At 35.8% G+C, this 25,362-nt stretch carries 18 protein-coding genes, 1 pseudogene and 1 CRISPR repeat array; of the genes and pseudogenes, 5 read left to right on the top strand and 14 right to left on the bottom strand.

All coding sequences use genetic code 11. The features are described from left to right. Positions 1-6: 6 nt before the first annotated feature. The 3 genes from prmA to J3U57_RS00130 are packed head-to-tail and all read right to left on the bottom strand — an operon-like array spanning position 7 to position 2,544. Positions 7-873, bottom strand: a complete 867-nt coding sequence (prmA, locus tag J3U57_RS00140) for a 50S ribosomal protein L11 methyltransferase (RefSeq protein ID WP_267333435.1) — start codon at positions 871-873, stop codon at positions 7-9. Beyond that, on the bottom strand, positions 848-2,299 hold the full coding sequence (gene panF, locus J3U57_RS00135; protein WP_267343491.1) for a sodium/pantothenate symporter: 1,452 nt from the start codon (positions 2,297-2,299) through the stop codon (positions 848-850). Before panF ends, prmA begins: the two co-directional genes overlap by 26 nt. 8 nt (positions 2,300-2,307) lie before the next feature. Then, positions 2,308-2,544, bottom strand: a complete 237-nt coding sequence (locus tag J3U57_RS00130; RefSeq protein ID WP_065634883.1) for a YhdT family protein — start codon at positions 2,542-2,544, stop codon at positions 2,308-2,310. Positions 2,545-2,722: 178 nt separating this feature from the next. Here J3U57_RS00130 and ilvC point away from each other — a divergent pair, with 178 nt between their 5' ends. Together ilvC and J3U57_RS00120 are read left to right on the top strand one after the other, a co-directional pair. Next, entirely contained in the window at positions 2,723-4,201 is a 1,479-nt protein-coding gene (ilvC, locus tag J3U57_RS00125) for a ketol-acid reductoisomerase (RefSeq protein ID WP_267343490.1), read from the top strand. Positions 4,202-5,322: 1,121 nt separating this feature from the next. Continuing rightward, positions 5,323-5,591: direct repeats of the CRISPR family, unit length 29 nt; unit sequence AGTTCACTGCCGTGTAGGTAGTTTAGAAA. Between the two features lie 385 nt (positions 5,592-5,976). Continuing rightward, on the top strand, positions 5,977-6,549 hold the full coding sequence (locus tag J3U57_RS00120) for a cell division protein ZapC (RefSeq protein ID WP_267333439.1): 573 nt from the start codon (positions 5,977-5,979) through the stop codon (positions 6,547-6,549). Here J3U57_RS00120 and J3U57_RS00115 read toward each other — a convergent pair. Further along, a complete protein-coding gene (locus tag J3U57_RS00115) occupies positions 6,539-7,639 on the bottom strand; it encodes a YcbX family protein (protein ID WP_267343718.1) in 1,101 nt (366 codons plus the stop codon). The two genes, J3U57_RS00120 and J3U57_RS00115, sit on opposite strands and share 11 nt — an antisense overlap. Before the next feature lie 154 nt (positions 7,640-7,793). Beyond that, positions 7,794-8,279, bottom strand: a complete 486-nt coding sequence (gene greB, locus J3U57_RS00110; RefSeq protein WP_267333441.1) for a transcription elongation factor GreB — start codon at positions 8,277-8,279, stop codon at positions 7,794-7,796. 42 nt (positions 8,280-8,321) lie between these two features. Here greB and J3U57_RS00105 point away from each other — a divergent pair. The 3 genes and pseudogenes from J3U57_RS00105 to J3U57_RS00095 all read left to right on the top strand — a co-directional run. After that, a pseudogene (locus J3U57_RS00105) lies at positions 8,322-10,487 on the top strand (Tex family protein); the annotation flags it as partial. A 676-nt stretch (positions 10,488-11,163) separates the two neighbouring features. After that, entirely contained in the window at positions 11,164-12,609 is a 1,446-nt protein-coding gene (locus tag J3U57_RS00100; protein ID WP_267343489.1) for a hypothetical protein, read from the top strand. Positions 12,610-12,671: 62 nt separating this feature from the next. Next, on the top strand, positions 12,672-13,163 hold the full coding sequence (locus J3U57_RS00095) for a hypothetical protein (protein ID WP_267333444.1): 492 nt from the start codon (positions 12,672-12,674) through the stop codon (positions 13,161-13,163). Between the two features lie 317 nt (positions 13,164-13,480). Here the strand turns inward: J3U57_RS00095 and J3U57_RS00090 are convergent, their stop codons facing one another. The 9 genes from J3U57_RS00090 to deoD form a co-directional block, all read right to left on the bottom strand. Next, positions 13,481-14,347, bottom strand: a complete 867-nt coding sequence (locus J3U57_RS00090; RefSeq protein WP_267343488.1) for a YjjW family glycine radical enzyme activase — start codon at positions 14,345-14,347, stop codon at positions 13,481-13,483. Next, entirely contained in the window at positions 14,322-15,869 is a 1,548-nt protein-coding gene (locus J3U57_RS00085) for a YjjI family glycine radical enzyme (RefSeq protein ID WP_416379629.1), read from the bottom strand. The genes J3U57_RS00090 and J3U57_RS00085 overlap by 26 nt, the downstream gene beginning before the upstream one ends. Positions 15,870-16,013: 144 nt before the next feature. After that, on the bottom strand, positions 16,014-17,699 hold the full coding sequence (ushA, locus tag J3U57_RS00080) for a bifunctional UDP-sugar hydrolase/5'-nucleotidase UshA (RefSeq protein WP_267343486.1): 1,686 nt from the start codon (positions 17,697-17,699) through the stop codon (positions 16,014-16,016). A 29-nt stretch (positions 17,700-17,728) separates the two neighbouring features. Continuing rightward, positions 17,729-19,030, bottom strand: a complete 1,302-nt coding sequence (locus J3U57_RS00075; protein WP_267343485.1) for a pyrimidine-nucleoside phosphorylase — start codon at positions 19,028-19,030, stop codon at positions 17,729-17,731. Between the two features lie 163 nt (positions 19,031-19,193). Continuing rightward, a complete protein-coding gene (locus tag J3U57_RS00070) occupies positions 19,194-19,589 on the bottom strand; it encodes a cytidine deaminase (protein WP_267343484.1) in 396 nt (131 codons plus the stop codon). A 4-nt stretch (positions 19,590-19,593) separates the two neighbouring features. Further along, complete coding sequence (locus J3U57_RS00065) at positions 19,594-21,594, bottom strand: bifunctional 2',3'-cyclic-nucleotide 2'-phosphodiesterase/3'-nucleotidase (protein WP_267343483.1); 2,001 nt, start codon at positions 21,592-21,594, stop codon at positions 19,594-19,596. Between the two features lie 33 nt (positions 21,595-21,627). Further along, on the bottom strand, positions 21,628-22,791 hold the full coding sequence (gene add / locus J3U57_RS00060) for an adenosine deaminase (protein WP_267343482.1): 1,164 nt from the start codon (positions 22,789-22,791) through the stop codon (positions 21,628-21,630). Positions 22,792-23,150: 359 nt separating this feature from the next. After that, positions 23,151-24,404, bottom strand: a complete 1,254-nt coding sequence (locus J3U57_RS00055; RefSeq protein WP_267333451.1) for a nucleoside permease — start codon at positions 24,402-24,404, stop codon at positions 23,151-23,153. Positions 24,405-24,628: 224 nt separating this feature from the next. Then, positions 24,629-25,345, bottom strand: a complete 717-nt coding sequence (gene deoD, locus J3U57_RS00050) for a purine-nucleoside phosphorylase (RefSeq protein WP_267343481.1) — start codon at positions 25,343-25,345, stop codon at positions 24,629-24,631. Between the last annotated feature and the right edge of the window lie 17 nt (positions 25,346-25,362).

Genomic DNA, 25,362 nt, shown 5'->3' with positions numbered 1-25,362 from the left:
AAATTTTTACTTTTTTTTGCCAGTTATACGGCACCATTCATCTTGCTCAATAACTGGATCTAACTCAAAATGTGCTTGATAAGCTAAGCAAACACTTTGTGCCTGCGATGCCAAAATACCGGATAATCCCAATAGCCCACTTGGTTTAACCAGCTTATTTATGTTTGGTTCGAGTTCTTTTAATGGTCCGGCTAAAATATTGGCAACAATAACATCTGCCTGTAAATTATTGGGTATATCGTTGGCAAGATAAAGCTGTAAATTATTGCTAACATTATTACGCTCAGCATTGTCACGACTAGCTTCGATAGCTTGTGGATCGATATCGATACCAATAACCTGTTTTGCGCCTAATTTTAATGCGGCAATGGCCAAAATACCAGAACCACAACCGTAATCAATCACTATTTTATTGTTGAGATCTAGACCGTCTAACCAAGTTAAGCATAATGCTGTAGTTGGGTGGGTTCCGGTTCCAAATGCTAGACCGGGATCTAACATCACATTAACCGCATTAGGATCGGGCACGTCTCGCCAACTTGGGCAGATCCAAAGTCTTTTTCCAAACTGCATAGGATGAAAGTTATCCATCCATTCTCGTTCCCAATCTTTGTCTTCTAATTGTTCAATTTTATAAGAATATTGGTCTAAATTTAGTATCGATTTTAACTCATTAATCTCTGTTTGAGCATCATAAAGCCCGATTACATCGGTGTTTCCCCAAAGTTTAGTTTCACCAGGTAAAGGTTCAAAAACAGGATTGTCATAAGTATCTTGAAAAGTGACTGATACAGCTCCCGATTCTTCTAGTTGTTCGCTGATTTGTTCAGCTAATTCATTAGTCGTATTAATTCTGAGTTGAATCCAAGGCATAATTTTTTCCTTTGTTGCCAAACATATTGGCTAAAATAAAAACCACTAATCCAATAATTAAAGAAGGCACAATTGGGTGGAATGACAATAACTTAATATCATAACTGGCTAATAGTGTATAACTTATTGCACCAGCCAGCATTGAGCAGAGTGCTCCTGTCGCATTGGCTTTTTTCCAATATAATCCGAGTACTAAAGGCCATAAAAACACTGCTTCAAGCCCACCAAAAGCAAGTAAATTTAGCCAAATTATCATATTAGGTGGATTCCAAGCTGCAAAAATAAGTAAACCACCAAAAATAAAGGTAATGGTAACTGAAATACGCGTTAATAATTTATCACTTAAATTGCTATTGCTTTTAATACTTAAAAAAAGATCTTTAATCAGAACGGATGATACTTGCAATAACTGCGCATTGATTGTTGACATGATCGCAGCTAATGGTGCAGCTAAAAAGATCCCCGCAGCAAAAGGCGGTAATACATTAATAATTAATGTTGGTACAATTTGATCTGGTATTGTTAAATCATCAATGATTGCTCGGCCCAAGCTACCAGATAAGTGCATCGTTAACATGATGATTGTAACAACAATTGTACCAATAATAATTCCCTGATGCACTGCTTTACTATCTTTATACGCCATGCAACGCACCGCGGTATGAGGTAACCCCACCACGCCAAAACAGACTAACACCCAAAATGAAGCCATAAACGGAAAATCCATAAAATGGTTTGGGCCTTGTGGTGTAAGCAGTGCTGGATCAATTTCTTGTAGTCGATGAATAATCGTTGTCATGCCGCCGCCTGCATAAATAATCGCGCCAAGCAATAAAACGGCACCAATGATCATAACTAAACCTTGGAATGCATCATTTAATATACTCGCTCTAAAACCACCAAAAGCCGTATAAATAACGGTACCAATACCAAATATTAGTAATCCGCTATGGTAGGGAATACCTACTGATGATTCAAGCAGACGAGCGCCGCCAACAAATTGGACAGTCATAGCACCAATAAAAGCCACTATTAACGCGATACTTGCAAACCAAACGATGGTTTTACTTTTGTAATGTGCATAAAGCATATCGCTTAAGGTAATAGCATTATATTGACGTGCTAAAATAGCAAATTTTTTACCTAATATTCCTAATGATAACAATACGGTAGGAACTTGAATCATGGATAACAACACCCAACCTAAACCATATTTATAAGCAGCGCCAGGTCCACCAATAAACGAACTTGCGCTAATATAAGTTGCTGCAAGTGTCATGGCGAGTAAAAAGCCACCCATCGTTCGATTACCAATAAAATAATCGGTAAATTGATTGACCTTTTTTCGCTTTATATAAGCATAAAGCGATAATGCAAATACAAAAATCAGGTAGATAACCAGTGGTAAAATAATATCGAAATGCATGGTTTGAATCACTTAGTCTGTTCTAAAGAGATATCTTTGAATTGAGATTTTACAACAATAATACATAACAAAATAAAAGCTAAAGGTGTCATTATGCAAGATAGTTCAAACCACAATGGTAAACCCCAAAAGCCTATTTTGTTGCCCACGCAATAAGCGCAAATAATCCAAGCAATGAGGTAAATAGCCGTTAACAGCAATGATAACTTAGCTTCTTTTTTAGCTTGCTTAAAGCGAGTATCCATATTATACAAATTGCCGATAAATAAAAGGTGGCTTAGAGTAAAAGAAACCGTAAAACTTAGCAAGTATATTGCAATTTATGCAATATAATATTTTAAATATATCAATTTTAGCAATAAAAAATTTACTATATAGTGTAGGGCATATCAATTATGAATTACTCAACTCATGGAGAGAACAATGTCAAATTACTTCAATACTCTAAATTTACGTGAAAAGTTACATCAACTTGGTCAATGTCGCTTTATGGCGCGTGACGAGTTTGCATCTGAAGCCAATTTTTTGAAAGGTAAAAAAATTGTTATAGTTGGTTGTGGTGCGCAAGGTCTTAACCAAGGCCTTAATATGCGCGATTCTGGTTTAGATATTGCCTACGCTCTACGTAAAGAGGCGATTGCTGAAAAACGCGCATCTTGGAAAAAAGCGACTGAAAATGGTTTTAAAGTCGGCACCTACGAAGACTTAATTCCGACAGCTGATCTTGTTATTAATTTAACGCCAGACAAACAACATTCAGCTGTTGTCAAAGCTGTGCAACCACTGATGAAACAAGGCGCTGCACTGGGTTATTCTCATGGGTTTAACATTGTTGAAGTGGGCGAAAAGATTCGTTCGGATATTACTGTTGTTATGGTTGCCCCTAAATGCCCAGGTACCGAAGTACGTGAAGAGTATAAACGTGGCTTTGGCGTGCCAACGCTTATCGCTGTTCATCCAGAAAACGATCCAAAAGGTGAAGGTTTAGCCATTGCTAAAGCGTGGGCTGCTGCAACTGGTGGTCATCGTGCTGGTGTTTTACAATCTTCATTTGTAGCCGAAGTAAAATCAGACTTAATGGGTGAACAAACAATTCTTTGTGGTATGTTACAAACGGGATCACTACTTTGCTTTGATAAACTTGTTGCTGATGGCGTTGATCCTGCTTATGCCTGTAAATTATTGCAATTCGGTTGGGAAACCATTACAGAAGCGTTAAAACAAGGTGGCATAACGTTAATGATGGATCGTTTATCTAACCCAGCTAAATTACGCGCTAATGCTCTAGCAAAAGAGTTGAAAGTTATCATGACTGATCTTTATCGTAAACATATGGATGATATTATTTCAGGCGAATTCTCATCAACGATGATGAAAGATTGGGCAAATGATGATGCTAACTTATTAAAATGGCGTAAAGAAACCGGCGAAACAGCATTTGAAAAAGCTGCCGAATATCAAGGTAAGATCGACGAACAAGCTTACTTTGATCAAGGTGTTGTCATGATTGCAATGGTCAAAGCAGGCGTTGAACTTGCATTTGAAACCATGCTCGAATCAGGTATTTTAGCTGAATCAGCTTATTATGAGTCATTGCACGAATTACCACTTATAGCTAATACTATTGCGCGTAAACGCCTGTATGAAATGAATGTGGTTATTTCAGATACAGCAGAATATGGTAACTACTTATTTGCTAATGCCGCAATACCTTTATTAAAAGAAAAATTTATGCCAATGTTACAATCGGGCGATCTTGGCAAAGCTATTCCAGAAGGTAGTGTTGACAATGCACAATTACGTGATGTAAACGAAGAAATTCGTAATCATCCAATTGAAATTATTGGTCGTAAATTACGTAGCTATATGACTGACATGAAGCGTATAAATGTAGCAAGTTAATTAGCTATCCCAACTAATAAAAGGTGTCTAATGACACCTTTTATTATTTTGAAGCAAGTATCCTCTATTGTTTGAATAAACGTTGACGTTATATCGACTAATATTAATCGTGTATATCAAAATCCTATTACAGGATTGATGATAACAGTAATAAGTAATACGAATTTTTACTTACAACTAACTTCAACTTTAACAAACGCTAGTTAATATGCGGTAACCTTTAATTGGATGATAGCGACTTAACTTACTTGGTTATATGGCATTTTTTTGTATTTTTTGGCAGCAAATAACGCTATGATATAGCCCATTTATTACTGAAATTTGAGTCTTAATACTCTTTTTATTTAAAAAACTTTTAAGTTTTAGCAAGACGCTTTAGTGAGTTAGAAAGCTATTTAAAAATTTGTCAAAACTAGTCAAATAAAAAAGCATTATGATTATCATCAACAACCCGCCATGTAGCTAAACAATGCATTGATCGCGTTACCCATAACTGCTCATCGTTGTGAATTCAAACTATTTTTACTCAACTGAGCTATATTTATCTACACTATATATGTTAGTGAACTCGATGGCAAAGGCTCGGCGCTATTTACAGGCTTTATAAACTACCTATACGGCAGTGAACTTGGTTAGCAAATCCCAATCGTCGAATCTTTCTAAACTACCTATACACGTTAATCTACAACTAAGCTCCTCCGCTTCTTTTTTGCCCCCTACAGAGTAGTGAATAAAAATACTGACTAATAGTAAAAATTACTTGGTTTTAATGAATTGTCCTATCTTGAGTGTGAATAAATTCAATGTTAAAAAGTGAAAATTATTTATTACGTTAGTCACAAGTTATCGGCAATATATTGATATTATTAATTTTATTTTCTTACTGTAACCTGATTAATTGATTAATTTGCTGCTAAGGGTTATAAGGTTATAAATAAATTTTAGCTTTATTACAGCTGAATAAATAAACCAAAAAATTACCCTTGTTTTAACCCTTTTTTTTAGCTTATTTTAAAAACTAATAAAATCAATAGATTAAAAATAGCTACAAAAAAAGGGTTTTTAAAAGTAAAAATATCATTTACCTTTATCTGAACAACGATTATAGTAGGTCGAACTCTAGTTCACTGCCGTGTAGGTAGTTTAGAAATGTGTCTGAGAGCCTCGATATGTGCGTATAAAGTTCACTGCCGTGTAGGTAGTTTAGAAAGCCTAATCTACGAAGTTCACGCCACACAGTCAGTTCACTGCCGTGTAGGTAGTTTAGAAATTGATATTTGCTGTCGTGATTTGTTCAATCCAGTTCACTGCCGTGTAGGTAGTTTAGAAAAGTTATGGATGCCATCGGCGGAATAATCAGTAGTTCACTGCCGTGTAGGCAGAGTTAAAAATTTTACAGAAATTTAGTTGTGATTAATATCTGGTTTACAATTATTTTATACCTTGGATAAACCGAGGTAATCTTCTTCCTATTAATTATCTCATCACAATTTAAAATTATCTAAATCCATAATAACCCTATCTCGTATTGATGTTCTGTAAAGAAGTTTAATTAAAGCTGTATTTTATAATATAAAAAAAGATGGATCGAATGGGATCAATGATCCTTAAAAAGGATCGAAGTTAGATCGTTTTGATCTTTACCTATTACTGATAAATTTTTTAAAAATTAAGCAATTAAAAAGTTTTTATTTTAATTTATTATTTATTTTTTATCTAAGTTATGTTATCTTTTTGTGCAAATTTAGTTCAACTTTAAAAAGGGTAATATATCAATGAAATTAGCTTTTCGACCAACTGATAGTTGGCGTTGGTATTTTGATAGTGATTATGATAGCTTAATGCTAGAAGTATCGCCTGAAATGCTATTTCGTTCATGCTATCCTAGCAAAATGTTGATTCCCGATGTGTTTGGCGAGTTTCCTTTTTCTGTCAGTGATGCAACTGCTTATTATCAATTTTTTGATAGCTGTCAATTATTGAATCTTAACGATTCGCAAAAAATTGAATTGTCGATAAATGCGATTGTTGCTGCCAATTTTTTAAAGCCACAAATGCCAAAAAGTTGGTATTTTTCGCAGCAAATAACGGCATATCGACCTAAAATGGCCGATATTGTTGTAGTAAATATGCAAGAAGGTGGTCAATCAGTGTTTTTGATGGTCGTTGAAGCCGGCGAAAACGCATCGCTGTGTATTATTGCTCAACCTACTTTTGGTGCTATGAATAAAACTTTCTATTTTTCAGAAGCGATTAAAGTCATGAACGATAGATTAATGCCAATTTCAACTTGTTCAATTGAGGATAGTCTTAGCAAACATCCACTTGAGTTAGAAGCTATTTCTTAACTAATTCAATTTCAATATTACTTTTGGGTATACAACTACAAGCTAAAATTCGATTTCCTCTTTTAATAGCAGCTTTAGTCATCGCGGTTACTTCACCACTTTTCAACAGTATCTGACAACGTCCACAAACTCCGGCACGACAAGAATAGGGCACAGCTATTTGATGCTGTTCTAATTGTTCTAAAATAGTTTGCTGATTATTGCCTTGAATTATTTGTTCATTAAGTGCGATTGTGCAAGGTTGTTGATTTTGCTTAATTTCAGCTGGGAATGATTTAATATAATTTTTAGCCGGTTGTCGCTCCAGTACTTCTATAGGATCACTTAAACAGACGGTACCATGATTACGAGCAATCATATTCATACCAAAATCAATTTTACCCTCACTATCAGATCTGAAATAGCGTAACGTTTTCAATGGCTCATTATCGGTTGATAACTTACTGGTTTCAACATTCATGGTTGTTACAACACATCGTGTACAGGGTTTGACAATATCAAATATAACTGGGCCAATTTTAATTGTTTTCCAACCATCTTCAGCAAAAGGTAACGCATCTTTAATAATAATATTGCCGCGAAATTGGCGAATATCGAGTTTTTCCGGGCATTGTTGTTGTAAATAATTAAAAGAGGATTGATTAAGTAATAAATAGGGGTATCCATCAGCAAAGCTTACCGCTACATCACAATAGCGTTTTGTACGTCGTGATAAATGGTTACCTACCCAACGTACTTGTACATCTTTTTGCAAGAATTGACTGATAAATTGATTGACACTAATTGGCGCAATATGCGAAGTAAAATGATTTCCCCATACTTGAGTGGGTTCAACATCTTGGGAAAAATCATCTAAATTAATCGTTATCGCTTGCTTAGAGGGTAATAGTAGATGGATCTTATTATCTACCAGTGTGGTTTCGATTTTTAATAACTGTGGATATTGTCTTGCTGTAATAAAAGTCCCATCAGGTTCACTTATCATTAAAACACGATCGTATTGAAAGCCGCCTTCGGTGGTGGTGGCTTTTTTTAGTGGAATACCTTTCATGGACTTACAGGGATAAATATATAACTGATCAACTAACATCATAATGATTGTAATTAAGAAGCAATTAATAAATTATAGCTTTATTTGCCTGCAAGTTTAAGAAAATTATTCGTCAAACAATATTTAATAACATCTCATTGAACATAACAAATTGTTCGATTTTTTAGAGTGTTATTTTAGTCAATTAAATAGGTTAAAGGGTTAATTCTTGATAGCTAATCGCCACGATATAGAGGTAATTTGTACCATTAGGGGTCATAACTGATATTTCATCATCGACCTTATGACCAATTAATGCGCGGGCAACAGGGCTGTTTATTGAGATCCAATTTTTTTTCGGATCGAATTCATCGGTTCCAACAATTCGATAAACATGTATGCGACCAGATTCATCTTCTAGCTTAACCCAAGCCCCAAAAAATACTTTACCTTCCTGCTTAGGATCGGGATCAACAATTGTCAGCGTTTCTAAACGTTTAGTCAAAAAGCGCACGCGTCTATCGATTTCGCGTAATCTTCGCTTGCCATAAATATATTCTGCATTTTCACTGCGATCGCCAAGCGCTGCGGCATCCGAAACAGCTTGTGTTACTTGAGGTCTTTCTATTTTCCATAAATATTTCAGTTCACGATCGAGTGCCAAATAGCCTTCTCTTGTTATATAATTAGCTTTTTGCATAATAAAATTCTATTCCGTTAATCGACGATATACAGAGATACCATGATAAATAATCAAATTAGCCATATTATAGCCGGTGAACTGACGGTAAAACCAGAACAAGTTTTAGCGGCTATTCAATTATTAGATGAAGGAAGTACCGTCCCTTTTATTGCCCGCTATCGTAAAGAAGTAACGGGCGGATTAGACGATACCCAACTACGCACGCTAGACAGTCGTTTAAGTTATTTGCGAGAACTTGAAGATCGTAAACAAACAATATTAAAATCAATCGAAGAACAAGGTAAATTAACCACAGAATTGAGTGACAAAATCACACAAACGCTTAGCAAAACTGAGCTTGAGGATCTTTATTTACCTTATAAACCTAAGCGTCGTACACGTGGGCAAATCGCTATTGAAGCAGGGCTTGAGCCGCTTGCTGATGATTTATGGCAAAACCCACACCTTAATCCAGAATCCGAAGCTGAAAAATATATCAACAATGATAAAGGTATTGCTGATAGCAAATCAGCGCTGGATGGTGCACGCTATATTTTAATGGAACGATTTGCTGAAGATGCTGGGCTTCTTGCCAAAGTCCGTCATTACTTATGGAATAATGCTCATTTGGTGTCGCAAGTTGTAGCGGGTAAGGAAGAAGACGGCGCTAAATTTCGTGATTATTTTGCGCAAAGTGAACTTATTTCTAAAGTGCCTTCTCATCGCGCGTTAGCGATGTTCCGTGGCCGCAATGAAGGTTTTTTACAACTGTCATTAAATGCAGATCCCCAATTTGAAGAGCCGCCAAAAGAAAGTTATTGTGAACAGATTATTACCGAGCATTTGGGTGTTCATTTTAATGAGCAACCTGCTGATAAATGGCGAAAAGCAGTAATTAATTGGACATGGCGCATTAAAATTTTAATGCATATGGAAACTGAACTGATGACTACCTTACGTGAGCGAGCTGAAGAAGAAGCAATTAATGTTTTTGCCGCTAACTTACATGATATGCTCATGGCTGCGCCTGCTGGTATGAAAGTCACGATGGGGATGGATCCCGGCTTACGTACCGGCGTTAAAATCGCGGTGGTTGATGCTACTGGTAAACTTGTTGCGACCGAAACAATCTATCCGCATACAGGACAGGCAGATAAAGCTGCCATGATGATTGCAGCCCTTTGCATTAAGTATCAAGTCGAATTAGTGGCGATTGGTAATGGCACGGCATCGCGTGAAACCGAGCGTTTTTATCTTGATGTGCAAAAAAAATATCCAGAAGTGAAAGCACAAAAAGTGATTGTTAGCGAAGCGGGGGCATCGGTATATTCTGCCTCGGAACTGGCCGCGCAAGAGTTTCCGGATCTTGATGTATCATTACGCGGCGCGGTTTCGATTGCGCGCCGGTTACAAGATCCATTAGCTGAACTGGTGAAAATCGATCCTAAATCAATTGGTGTCGGACAATATCAGCATGATGTAAGTCAAACACAATTAGCTAAAAAGCTTGATGCAGTGGTCGAAGATGGGGTAAATGCGGTTGGGGTTAATTTAAATACGGCTTCTGTAATGTTACTCGCGCGCATTGCTGGGCTTAACAAAGTCATTGCCCAAAATATTGTTGATTGGCGTAATGACAATGGTCAATTTTCTGACCGTAAACAATTACTCAAAGTTGCAAGATTAGGACCAAAAGCTTTTGAACAGTGTGCAGGTTTTTTACGGATCATGGACGGTAAAAATCCACTCGATGCATCAGCTGTGCATCCTGAAGCTTATCCGGTAGTTGAACGGATTTTAGAAAAAAATCATAAATCCTTAAAAGAGATTTTGGGTGATAGCAGTTATCTTAAATCATTAAAAGCGGTTGATTATGTCGATGATCATTTTGGTGTGCCAACAGTCACAGATATTATTAAAGAGCTTGATAAACCGGGTCGCGATCCAAGACCAGAATTTAAAACAGCACAATTTGCCGATAATATCGAGACAATAGATGATCTTAAAGTGGGTATGATAATGGAGGGTGCTGTTACTAACGTGACTAATTTTGGTGCATTTGTTGATATTGGTGTTCATCAAGATGGTTTAGTGCATATTTCAGCTCTCTCAGATAAATTTGTAGAAGATCCGCGATCGGTTGTCAAAGCTGGCGATATTGTAAAAGTTAAAGTGGTTGAAGTCGACATACCACGTAAACGCATTGCATTAACCATGCGTTTAGATGATGCGGTGACCACTAAAGCCGAAGCAAATAAAAGCCAGCATCGTAGCAATCAAACGCTAAAAAATCACAATGCACCTTCAAGCACCAATAGTGCAATGGGCAATGCATTTGCTGCTGCTTTTAAAAAAGGAAAATAATGACTTTTCTATCTGCTTTAACTTATTCTAGCGTATTAAAAGGATGATGATTTATCATCCTTTTATTCAATCTATTTGATATTTTTTACATTTTTATCGTTTGTAGAAATAACTTTGAAATCTACTTTTTTTAGAATATAATTGTACAAATTATATTCTATTTTGGGTGAATAAGTTTAATCGGTTTAAATTTTTTGCGCCAAATAGAAGGTTAATTTTATACTCTAGTATAACCAACATATTCTTTTCTTTAGTTAGCTTTTCTTTTGTATTTTTTTAATGTCATTATTTTAGTTTTAAATGAAACATAAGATTGGATTTTTAAAAAAATAGTAACTATTTTTGCATCTAGCAGTAATTTCAAAACAACATCTATTTATACTTAGATGCATAGCGTTAAACATTAACAAAAAGCAATAATCGATAACTGTTAAAACTTCACAATTTTTTATCAAATGATGATTAATTTGTTCGTTCAAACTTCAACTCAATAATCTTGCTCAACACTTTGGATAAGTTAATGAATAGAGGCTAAGAAATGAATAACATTATATATTATACAAAAAAAGTGTGTTTTGTTCGATTTAACATAAAAATTCTAGTTTTATTTATATTATTATTTTTTAATCATACAACAATAGCGAGTAACGGTGTTGTAACAGTGAACTCTATTCATGGTAATCAACCAGATATTCTTGCAAGCGCTGAAACTAAAGTGTTAAACGGAATTCAAATCAAATTTAAATTAGATGATCTCGATCCAGTCGTTATTTCGCCAGGTAGCGCAAATAAGATTTCTGTTGCTTACAATACTTCACCTAGCCTTTATTCATTTGGTGTCGATATTTCGAGTTTAAATGACAGTGATATTCATGATGTGGATGGTGATAAATTGTCGAGTACCGATAGTTTCATTATTCAATCGATTAATGCTCAATGGCTTGACCAAAACAATAACATTATTGCTTCTGATTCCACTGCACCCCTTGGTCGTGATGTGTGCACTTCATCGACGACTAATGCAAATTTATCGGTGAAGGTAACCATTACATTTATTGCTAAAACCCAATACGGTATGCCTGACACCTCAAAACCAAGAGAAGTGTCTAAAACATTTGAAATCAGTGCTGATGATGGTATCTGTTATATCAGACCGGGCGTACTGGCATTGATTACAAACAATGGTTGGAATGAAGGGGATAACTATGCTCCTTATGGCGCTGATACAATAAGTGTTGATCCTCCTTATAACAGTGATCAATTTGCCTTTCATCAAGGCTTCAAGGCAACAGCAACAGATTCAAATGGAAATCATTTTCCAACTTATGGTTTTCCAGAGGCTCGTTTCAGAATTGTACCCGTCAATCCAATATCGGATTATAGTTATACCTTGGTCAAAAATCCTAATAATTCCTTAGTGAATACTGCTCGTGCTTCAAACGCTGATTCTAAAAGTGAATTTAAATTTACCAATAATGTGCCTAATCAAGGTGATGAATTTGTAATTTTAGTCACAAATAACCGCACTTCAGCACAATTTTATTATACTTTTTCAATTAATCATTGGTTATATTTCTTAAATAATCCCCCTGGTAATTGGGCAAACTCAAATAAATTATGTCAACAAAATAATGATAGATTGCCAACACGAGCTGAGATCTCCAATTCTCCTTTATCATACATACCCACAACTAACGATAACTATTATATAAAAGGTAATGGGTATAAAAGAGCAATCGGTGAAGGGTTAACACCAGAATGGGGTAAAGTCTACTTTTATGCACCTTTAGATATTATTGGTCGAGATATGATGTCTGGATTGCTAAATTTGAAAAATTTAATCTATTATGAATTCTATTTCACAAATGAACAATCATCAGTAAAAGATGTAATGGGTAATAACAAATATTATAGTGTAGGGATAGTCGAGGGTAATGTTATTGTTGAACCTGATGTGGCCTATACTGCATGTGTTAAATATTAATCTGATGAAATTTATAATTTATCAAATCAGAAAGTTTATATTAGACATGAGAAGGTATTTTTATGATAAAAAAGAGATCGATAATGTATTTTATTAATAAAAATATATTCAAGTTTGATTCCAATACTACCCAAAAAAAACAAATGTTTTTTACATTACTTTTTACGATATTCGTATTTCATCTTTTTTTTAATACGCAAGATGTTAAAGCATTATCTTCAGCCGAGGTTAATGCGATTAAGAAAAGCATCACTTATTCCCAACAAGTGATGAATATAGGTTGTTTTTATTCGGATATACTCTATTTGCCTTTATCCGAAACTCAAAAAACAACATTCAAACAAGTAGACAGTGATGAAGGTGATATCGTTAAAAATACTCACTTCGATAATGAATACTATATTTGTTGTTATTTATCTGAGCCAATCACATTTTTTACCAAATCAGAAACAATAACAGAACAAGGACAGAGGTATCAAACAAGGATGTTTGAACTCAATCATTTTGATCTCAACCGTATGTGCCGTTTACACACCACTGTAAACCTTCATTAAATACCATATTTGAGTTATATAAGAACAGTTTGATTATTGCTCAATTCATGGTTACTTAACATTGAATTTATTGTAATAAGGCGGGTAAAAGATCCTGTAATCCAGTTGCGAATTTACCTTACCAATGCTGACGAATAATAACTTTATCTGAACAATTTGAGCTCTGCCAATATTCTGCCATTCTCCCGATGTATAACGTAAAGCTTGTGGTATCGATTGAGTATTTTGTCGATCTTTTGGGCCGTGAAGAATGACTGAAACAGATTGGGGACGTTTTAATTTTAGGAATTTTATCGTTATGTTACTCCTTATCAATCTTACAAATAGACGCTTGGGAGCGTAATGTTATGTAAGCCATTATTTTTTAATTGCATGGCAAAAAGTTCGACTTGATCTTGCGTGGCGGGTTTCCAAGTTTTGGCTATGCCGTGTACCCCATGATTATGAAAGGCATTTATTCTAATTTTGATATTGGGATCGATATCTATTAAAAATTGTGCAAGATGTGTGGCATTGTGTTGTAAGTCAGTATGCTCAGGAATGATTAAAAATCTCACTTCGTAGAGTTTGTTGATTTTCGCCAGGTAGGCGATAGTTTGCTTTACTCGATAATTATCTCGACCGGTTAGTTTTTTATGTATTTGGCTATCCCAAGCTTTCAGATCAATCATTGCACCATCAAGTACAGGTTGTACTTTTTGCCAGCCAGATTGTGACAAATAACCATTACTGTCTATAAAACAGGTTAAGTGCTTTAAATCTTGGTCTTGTTTAATAGCACTAAAAAGTTCTGTAATGAAGGGGAGTTGTATCGTGGCTTCACCACCACTAAAGGTAATTCCTGTCAAAAAAGGTAGGTATTTTCGAATTATTTGCAAAATATCTTCAACACTGTAACGGTAAGTCATGGGCGTTGAACTATGGCTACAGGTATTTATGCAGGTATCACATTGCTGGCAAGTCGACGCTTGCCAAATGACGTTGTGATTATCAAAAGTTAATGCTTGATGTGGGCAGGCATCGACGCAACTACCACAATTACTACACAACGATATGGTGTAAGGATTGTGGCAATTTAAGCATCTAAAATTACAGCCTTGCAAAAAGATGACCAAGCGATTGCCTGGTCCATCAACACAAGAAAAAGGTAACAGTTTATTAACGATTGCCCATGACTTGTTCATGACTAATTACCCGAGGTGTACGGCATAGATAGCTATTGTTTTCAGTATCTTCGGCCGCTTCACTACCTAAAAATGTGGTATTAATCCGTGAGCCTTCTTGTTTATACTTTTTGATATCCGATAATCTCACCATATAACCGGTTACTCGAACTAAATCATTACCACTTATATTCGCGGTAAATTCTCTAAAACCAAATTTGAATGCCGCTTTACAAATTTGTACTAAGGCTAATGGATTAGTTTTAATGGTCTCATCAATCGTTAAAATATCGCTGATACCAGACGCATAATATTTATGGTGTTTAAACAGTGCCATAATGTGGGTAACCGGATCCGGTTCATGCCCATAAGGGATACGTAATCCCGGTGTTGCTCCTCTATCAGTACTAATGCCTGACTGTGCATGTAACATGGCTTTACCCTGCCATGCATGCTTAATTTCATGACTATCAACAAAGTCAGCGAGTTGTTTAGAAATAGTAGCAGCCAGCTCATTGGCATCTTCATCGACACCGTAGCGACCGGTTAAGTGAGATTTCTCTTGTAAAATATTTACCGCTTCAGCCATGGCATAGACCCCAAACATAGGCGCAAAACGATTGGCATCAATCAACCCTTCTTTTACCAAAAAGCTATTTTGAAAGAAGTTGGATTTTTCATATAAAAATGCAGAGCGGGCTTTGATTAAATTCAGCTGTAATTGACAGTAGAAAGGTAGGGTATTTTGCAAAAAGTCGACAATATTTTTACTGCGTAGTGCCACTTCCTTTAAATTAATTCTTGAAAGGGTACTGCCACCTCCGGCAACGGGTAACGAATTATAACAGCTTACCACCCCATAGCCTTCTTCATCAAAATCGTTTTTTATCATCATATTATTTGCAATATGTGGTTTGGCTGTTTGGCAAATATTTTCAATGGCGGTATTTAGTAAAGATTCTGGCGTGATACTTTCGTCATAAATAAACGTTAAATTAGGGGCAACTTGTTTAAGTTCGCGATCGACGCGTAAAATTGTTCGACTAATAACATTGTCGGTCGGCCCAATGTTGGCATGCATAAACGCATCAGGTAAATTGCGATCAAGCATAATCCAAAAACGTTTTAATCGCGGGTAAAGATCGGCTTGTGTTAAATTACCAACATAAGGAAGCAGCACTTGGTCTAAACAACCTAAATAAACGGGCATGCCGGTGACAGATGGAACATGATGATAAGCAATTGTCAGCATATTTAATGCATCATCAAAACTTTTTGCCGGCTCAAGTTCTAGATAGTCTGATCCTTGCTTAAGAAATTTTGCATAATCAGGTAATACATATCGCGGCTTGTAAGGGGCATGACCTTCATACATATCACAAATTACACGTTCATCTAAAGCTTGCTTAGTCTCACTATCCAAGTCAACATAAGGTAAATTATTTTCGGCAGCTAAAGCGAGTAAGTTAGATTTTTGTTTTGGCGACAAATTGGGATCTGTCACTATGTTATAACAATTTTGTTGAAATTCAGTCATGTCCATTATTACCTCGATACTTACAGTAAGTAGAGCAAACTTAGGTTAATATTAAATTTTGTTGCTAACTAGTTAAAAATATTAATATTTTTATGCTTAATGATTTTTTACTAAACTTAACAACAAAATTTTCATCGTATCAATTCTTGTTTATTTATCCGTAATGAATGGTTTAGGCTCATAATCGGATGCATTAATAGGCGAATGTGCCTCAAAATATTGTTTTACTGCATCGGCATCTCGATATCCAGTATCAACATAAGTTGGTAAGGTATTGGTTATCGGATAGCCATCCCCACCCGCAGCTAAAAAGTCAAGTGTGGTAATTCGATAAGTTTTTTGTAAATCAATGGGTTCATCTTTAATTTTTACATTATCGATACTGTCCCCAGTACGCGTTAAACTAATATTTTTTAAATGAGTAAAGCCACCTGAACCCGGTTTTTTACTTAATGCGACTTTCAAATAATCAAGTAATTGTTTGCCGGTTAATTCAAAATAAACAACGCTATTGCCAAATGGTTCAACTTTTAAAATATCGCGATAAGTAATATCGCCTTCAATGAGTGAGTCACGAATCATACCACCAGACATGATGCCGATATCAGCATTGGTTTTTTCAATAAATGCACTTAATAAGAGTTGTCCCATATTACTTTGTTGATATCTCACTACACTACGGTCACCTTCTAATCGGCCGGTGAGCTCACCTGTTTTAATCAATAATTGTTGTTTACCTTGTTCTTGATAAGGTTGTAAGGTTTCTAATAATTTTTTATCTTGTGGTATCTCTTTAGTGTAATATTCAAGTCGTTTAGTATCATTACCATTATCCACTTCTTTTTTAAGATTGATTGGAATCAGTTGGTAATTTTGTAAGGTTATTTTGCCATTTAAAAAGATAAAATCCGCACGACCAACGTATTTGCCCCATTCATGAGCTTGAACAATCCAAGTACCATTTTGTTGATCTGGTGCACAAGGCGTGCCGGGTACATACTCAGTAATACGTTTATTAGGGCTTGCCATGCAAACAGGGTTTTGAGAGTGCCCACCGACAATCATATTCAATTCACCGGTTGGTAAACCTCTGGCTAATTCAACATCGCCGGGCGCCATTGAACCATGTTCACCATTTTCGTAATGCCCCATGTGTGTGACGGCTATTATCATATCGGGGCGTTCAGTTTGCTTTATTTGAGAAATAACTTTTTGCGCTTCGGGTAATGTTTTACGAAATTCGATACCATCGGTATTCTTAGGTGAAGCAAGCGTGATAGTATCGTCAGTTGTTAAGCCAAAAACGGCTATTTTAATGCCGTTCAAATCAAACATTTTATAGGCATCAAAGACTCGGTTATCAGTATCTTTAAAATAAGTATTGGCAGATAGAAAAGGGAAGTGCGCTAGTTTTTGCTGTTCACGAATAATCGTTAGCGGGTGATCAAATTCATGATTACCAACAGCCATTGCATCGTAACCAATCTCGTTCATACCAATAAAATCGGGCTTAGCTTGTAGTACATCAGATTCAGGAACACCTGTATTAATATCACCACCAGATAGTAGCAGTAATTTACCCCCTTTATCTGCTACTTCTTTACGAATTTCATCCACCACCGTTTTTTGGGCTGCAAGTCCATATTCGCCAATATCATTTTGCCAAAATCGGCCATGATGATCGTTGGTATGTAAAATAGTAAATTGATAAGTTTTATTTTTTTCCCAGTTAGGTCCAATTGGCTGTTTAGTTGCCACAACAGCAATTGCATTAACCGAAAATAAGCCTAAAACAATCAGCAGTGATAGTTTTTTATTTAATTTTAAATACTTCATGGTGTCTCCTAAATCCTAATGCAAAACGCCTATTCAGTTATTACTTTGAAAATAAGCTGAGGTTGCTTAGCACTATCACTAATAGTGATATTGTCATAAAGCTTTTGCTTAATGGCATCTAACTTGTCTGTATTAGCATGAATAGTGAGTAGCGCTTCACCTTCGGTGACTTTATCACCTACTTTTTTATGTAATACAATGCCTACAGCTGGATCGATAATATCCTCTTTAGTTGCACGACCTGCGCCTAATTGCATAGCAATAATCCCAATTTGATCTGCAATAATTCTTGAAACATAACCCGATTTTAATGCTGGTAGGGCGATTTGATAAGGCGCGCTAGCGAGTTTTTCTGGGTGATCAACAACCGAGCTATCGCCGCCTTGTGCTTCAATCAAATCTTTGAATTTTTGGATAGCTTTGCCATTTTTGATGACCTCTTGCAGTTTTTCTCGTGCTTCTTCTAATGTTTTAGCTTTATTAGCAAGCACAACCATTTGGCTACCAAGCGTTAAGACCAGTTCGGTTAAATCAGCTGGACCATGACCTTTTAAGGTATCAATGGCTTCTTTGACTTCAAGGGCATTACCAATAGCAAAACCTAGCGGCTGTGACATATCCGAGATAATCGCCATGGTTCTACGCCCAATCTGATTACCAATATTCACCATTTCGTGTGCTAGTTTTTCAGAGTCTTCCATGGTTTTCATTAATGCACCATCACCGGTTTTGACATCAAGCACAATGGCATCGGCGCCGGCGGCTAGTTTTTTACTCATAATGGAACTAGCAATCAACGGAATAGAACCGACTGTTCCTGTTACATCGCGTAGTGAATACAATTTTTTATCTGCTGGTGTTAGGTTGCCTGATTGCCCAATTACCGCAACGCCTTTTTTATTAACTTGATCAATGAATTCTTGCTTACCTAATTCAATTTTAAATCCTGGAATGGATTCGAATTTGTCATTGGTTCCACCTGTGTGACCAAGACCACGTCCTGACATTTTGGCAACAGGGATATCTAATGCCGCAACTAAAGGTGCTAAAACTAAAGTTGTCGTGTCACCCACACCGCCAGTTGAGTGTTTATCGACTTTTATACCTTTAATCGAGGATAGATCAACCGTATCACCTGAGTGCATCATTGCGCTAGTTAAATCGGCACACTCTTTTGATGTCATTCCTTGAAAATAGATCGCCATTAATAGTGCACTAACTTGATAGTCAGGAATGGTGCCATTAGTATAGTTGGTGATAAAAAATTGGATTTCTTCGGTTGTAAGGGGATGACCGTCACGCTTTTTTTCAATAATATCTACAAATCTCATTAAATTTCTCTCTTAATATCAATAAATTAAGTTAGTATGTTTAAATTTATATAAAGTGAGTCACTTTATATTTGTCGAATAGTGTCGACATAATTAACATAACTTTAATAATAGCTAGGTTATTAAAATTATTTTATTATCAATCTTATTCACTAAATAAGATTTAATCTAAATCACTCGGTGAAAAAGACCAAGGTAATAATTCACCTACTGTGGTTTCTTGAATTTTTCCCTGCATATTAGTTAATATAACGGGCATATCTTTAGCACAAAATTCGCTAATCACTTGGCGGCAAGCACCACAAGGTGAAATAGGGTCATCTGTATCACCAATAACCACTAATTTTTTAAATTTTCGTTTACCTTCCGACACGGCCTTAAAAATGGCGGTGCGTTCTGCGCAGTTAGCTAATCCATAAGAGGCGTTTTCAACATTACAACCTAAAATCGCTTCGTCATCTTCGGTGATAAGTACTGCACCCACCTGAAATTTAGAATAAGGAACATAGGCTTTTGAACGGGCAGTTTTAGCAAGTTCAATCAATTTTTCAATTTTCATGGTGTTAGTCCTTTTTAGTTTCAATTGTACTAGTTATTTGGGATTGATTTTTTGCCGGTGATTGTAGGTCTAGTTGATATACACCAAAGCCTAAATTGTCTTTATCGATAAATTTTATTGGATAAAGCGAATTGTGTTCAATATACGCTTTTGCTTCGTTACTTGGTGAAGACTCAAAGCGGATATCTAATTTGGTTTGACTCGATATTGGCGCTATTTGCCAATTATTATCGGCGTTAACATTTACCACGCCTTTTTCTTTTGTGGTATTTGTAATATATGCAGATAGAATGACTCTTAAATCATCAGGCGAATTGAATTTAACATTTTTACCGCCCGTGCCAGGAAAATTACCGGTATAAGCTCGATAATTATTAGTTGCTATCAAAAATGGCTGTTTAACATCGATTGGTTTTTGCTGATAAGTGAGATTTTTAATACGTTCAGCATTGGCGTTGATTAATTGGCAATTGCCATCGTAACGTGCGGGTTGTGTTACATCTATTTGATAATCCACACCATCAATGGTATCAAAATTATAAGTTCTAAAGTGCTCCCAATTGATTAAGTATTGCGGTTTATCAGACTGTATGTCAATTTGATTATAGACTCCTGCTGAACATTCCAGCCACTCTTTGACATCTTGACCTGTAATTTTTACCGCAGATAAGATATTTGGATACAAGTAAATATCGGCTGCGTTTCTAAACGTGAGATCACCTTGTTTTACATCCACATAAGCTGAAGGATCATTTTTTCGACCACCGGCTTTAAAGGGTGCAATTGCTGATAAAATAGGTAATCCATCTAGATCAGGATCGCCTTGAACAAACTGTTTTACGTAAGCTATTTGTGCATCACTAATGATTTGTAAAGCGGGGGTATCTTCCACCAATGCTAAATAACTATTGATATCGGTTGATACTTTACCAATTGGTTTGCTGACAAATTCACGGGTAGCTTGGTGATCTTGTTTCAATACGTTAGCAATATTTTGGTCGGCCTCAACCAGTGCTTTTTTATTTTTGATGTCATAAATTGGTCTAGCTTCGGATTTTCCTGAAGTGACTTGCCAATGATCCTTATTGCCATCGAGTACTAAATCAACAATGCCTAAATGGCTACCCCATTGGCCCGGCATGACCGCAGGAACATGATTGATATTGCCTGTTTTAATATCGGTATTAGGTAAGGATTTAAAATCGTCACTCGGGAAAACACCATGCGAATGACCAAACATAATAGCATTGATACCATCGACTTGACTTAAATAATAAACAGAATTTTCGGCTAAGGCTTTATACGGGTCTGCTGATACACCAGAATGTGCAATAGCTATAATCACCTGTGCACCTTGCTGTTTCATCTCTGGCACAAAGTGTTTAGCCGTTTCGGTAATATCTTTTACAACCACTTTACCTTCTAAATTTAGTTTGTCCCATTGCATGATTTGCGGTGGGACAAAGCCGATATAACCAATTTTGATTGTATGTTTATGCCCATCAGTATCCATTACTGGGGTATCAACAATAATGTAGGGTTTGAAAAAAGGCTTATTGGTTTTTGCATCATATACATTAGCATTAACATAAGGAAATTTAGCACCCGATAAGCTTTTTTGTAAAAAGTCTAAACCAAAATTAAACTCGTGATTGCCGATATTACCAACTGTGTAATTAAGTGTGTTTAATGCTTTATATACTGGATGGATTTCACCGTGTTTGAGCCCTTTATTTTTAGCATAATCGGCCATTGGGCTACCTTGAATAAGGTCACCATTGTCAACCAAAACGCTATTTTTGACTTCTTGTCTTGCTTGATGAATTAAGTTAGCGGTTTTTACTAACCCAAAAGTATCAATATATTGATCTTTAAAGTAATCATAATTCATCATATTACCGTGAAGATCACTTGTTTCGATAATTCTTAAATCAACTGTTGCTGCTTGTAGTGAGCCAGAAATTAATAGAGTTAAAAGGGGTAATGTGATTTTGTATTGTTTCATGTAGATCTCCTATTGCTCTGGCTTTGTTATCCATTAACTTGTTTTCAATAATAATTTTTGGTACTGAGTAAATCTTGCAACAATTGCAGGATGATAGTTTGTACCCGCAATGGCCTGTTTCAGGTCCTGTTTATCGGCTAGTGTAAAGCATGACAAAACATAATCGGTTAATTGTGTTTTGATTGAATCTTCAATAAAAGCGGCATCAATACCACACAGGGTAATATCGAGTAATTCTAATCTTGAAAAATGAAACATTGATTGGGCAAGTTGATATTCCTTCTCAATATCTGTACCAAAAATGCCGGCATCATCGGTATTAAGGGTTATACGAACGCCATTTTCGTACAGTTGTCGTATTGGGTGATTGTGAAGGTCACCTTGTAATTCATTGACTAAAATACGATTACTGGTTAGTGCTATTTCTAACGTGACGTTTTGAGTCACTAATTGATGAATTAAATTTTGATCTTCAATGGCGCGAATACCGTGCCCAATGCGGCTAGCTCCATGTTTAAGTGCATTAATGATACTTTCAGCCGATTCAATTTCGCCAGCGTGATAAGATTTTTTTAAGTTTAATTTTGATGCGAGCTGATGAGCTTTTTCAAAATCATCAAAATGCCCTGACTTTTCATTACCAGCAATATTAAATCCGGTGATAAATGGATGAGGATTCCTTTCGATAAAACGCAACGTATCGTAAACTAGTCTAGCGCCAAGATGTCTTACACCAATAACATGGTATCTTACCGTGATATTAAATTGTTTTTGTACATCAATAATGGCGTTATCCATTTGTTGTAATGTTTGATGAAATTTATCTTGATCCCAAATGATTTCACCCTCACTTTCTGTTGCGCAGATATGATAAGGCGAAAGAAAGAGTTCGCAATAAATTAATCCCTGTTTGGCGTTTCGATACAAAAAATCATAGGTAATCAGGTAATAATCTTCGGGCGTTTTTACAAAATTGGAAACAGTATCATAAGTTTGAATAAACTGAACAAAATCAGTTTCGTCATAGCGGTATCGTCCGTAAGGGTAAGCATCTTTATCATATTCGCCAGATGAATAACATAATGATGGGGAAAATGGCATATGATTTTTATCGGCTAACGTTTTAGCCATTAAAGGCGTTATGCTACCTTCTACGTGTTCATGTAATATTACTTTTGGAACTATTAGCTTATTCATCGAGTCTTTATCTTGTTAACTAAGCGTATTGAGCGCTGGAATCATGATTAATCAGTTTTTTAAAACATTTTCGTGAATCTTAAGTTATCTACATTGTTTGCTTTATTCTACCTTGATAAGGATCAACATTTCCATACATTTTATGTGACTTCTTAGTAATTTTGTGAGGTGGCTAACCATTTATGAGTCATAAACAGGCAACGAATTGATTTGTTGCCTTAATATAGTGTAAATAGAATTTTCACAATCAAGTTATCATTAAGCTGTTTTTTAATTGAATAAAGGTAATATTTAGTATTTCTACTAGGTATTACCATTAATCATTAACAAAATGATAACTTAATTGTTGGTATAGTAATTTAACTTACTGTTTTAGCTGTGGTTAATTTACTTGTATCGTTTTTAAATATCAGTAAAAAGATAATAGCAAGAATTAATGAGTAACCAGCAAAAATAAGCCAAATGGTACGCCAATCAATAATGCCAGCAGTCGTGTAATGATCAACAACAATGCCGCTGATAGTTGAACCTAAATAAGCACCAAGACCATTAGTCATAATCATAAATAGACCTTGTGCACTATTACGAATCGCTGGTGAAACTGATTTTTCAACATACATTGATCCTGAAATATTATAAAAATCAAATGCACAACCATAAACAATCATTGATAATAGCAATAGTACAAAACCAACTGGAGAAGGATCACCATAGGCAAATAAGCCAAAGCGTAATACCCATGCCAACATACTAATTAACATGACATATTTAATACCTAAACGTTTCATAAAAAATGGGACAAATAGGATAAATACAACTTCTGAAATTTGCGAAATGGAAAGTAATACTGATGGGTATTGCACCACTAAGCTATCGGAATATTGTGGAATCTCGGCAAATGAACGTAAGAAAGGGTTACCAAACGTATTGGTGATTTGTAAAATACCACCGAGTAATACAGCAAATATGAAAAATATTGCCATTCTTGGTTGTTTAAATAGTACAAATGCATCTAATCCTAACGAACTGACCAAGGATTTTTCTTGACTGTCATTTTTAGTTGTTGCGCTGACAGGTAAGCTTAGTGAATACAGGCTAAGTAAGATAGAACTTGCTGCTGCTATATAAAGTTGCATGTTGCTCAGTTCTAATTTTAAAAAACTCACTAACCACATTGCCACAATAAAACCAATGGTGCCGAAGATTCGGATACTAGGAAATTGGCTGATAACATCAAGGTTTTTTGATTCTAAACAAGAGTACGAAATTGAGTTTGAGATTGCTATTGTAGGCATAAACGCTAGGCAATGAATTAGCATGACTGCCACCATCATAAATGGAGATGTGATTGATGCGGCAATAAATAGTGTAATTGCGCCAATTAAATGACAAAGCATAAATAGGCGATTAGCCGGTATCCATCTGTCTGCTACTACACCAAGTAAGCCCGGCATAAATAGAGAAGCGATCCCCATTGTGCCGTAGACTGAACCTACAGTTGTGCCACTAAATTTTAGTGTCTCCATCATATAAGAACCCAGAGTAATAAGCCAACTACCCCAGATGAAGAATTGTAAGAAAAATATGACTTTAAGTTGTACCTTGATATTCATTTCGATTCCTTATTAAGCGAGATCTTTTATACCCTATTGTTAAAACTAATGAACAAATTTTAACTATTACGTCTGATAAGTATTCAACTTTCAGACAATTAACTTATGCAGTTTGGTAACTTAAAACAGGTTAGTAATGAAATGTTACTGAGTTATTTCAATGCCAACACTGTTTATTACATAAATTATTGATCAAAAAAAATGGCAGAAATTCTGCCATTAATTTAATTTGAATTCAGTAATACCGACTCTAAAGCAACAGTGATCATCTCTTTAAAGCCGAGCTGTCGTTGTTCTGCCGACATAGCTTCACCTTTACGAATATGATCTGATACAGTACAAATAGCTAAGGCTTTGGCGCCATATTCAGCTGCGACACCGTAAATACCTGCCGCTTCCATTTCAACACCTAAAATGTTGTATTTTTCCATTACATTAAACATTTCAGCATCAACGCTGTAAAATAAATCTGCTGAAAATAAGTTGCCAATTTTAACATTGACACCTAATTTTTTTGCTGCATTAACCGCATGACAAGTCAGATCGAAATCAGCAATGGCTGCAAAATCATTGTCTTTAAAACGTTGACGATTTACTTTTGAATCAGTACACGCTCCCATCCCTACAATGACATCACCAACATTCACATTAGGGCTAATTGCACCGCATGAACCGATTCGGATAATATTTTTTACACCATAAAACTTAATGAGTTCTGTTGCGTAAATTGAACATGATGGAATACCCATTCCATGCCCCATAACCGAAACTTTTTTACCTTTATAGTCGCCGGTAAAGCCTAGCATAGATCTGACATTCGTCACTTCTTTTGCATTTTCTAAAAATGTTTCTGCAATGAATTTTGCTCTAAGCGGATCGCCTGGCATTAAAACTGTTTCGGCAAAAGCATTATCATCAGCATTTATATGTGGGGTAGACATCAAAATCTCCTGAATAT

The sequence above is a fragment of the Gilliamella sp. B3464 genome, from assembly GCF_026536145.1.
In the GTDB taxonomy this organism is placed as follows: domain Bacteria; phylum Pseudomonadota; class Gammaproteobacteria; order Enterobacterales; family Orbaceae; genus Gilliamella.
The sequence above is the reverse complement of the archived record's forward strand: the minus strand, read 5'-3'. Positions and strand labels throughout refer to the sequence as shown.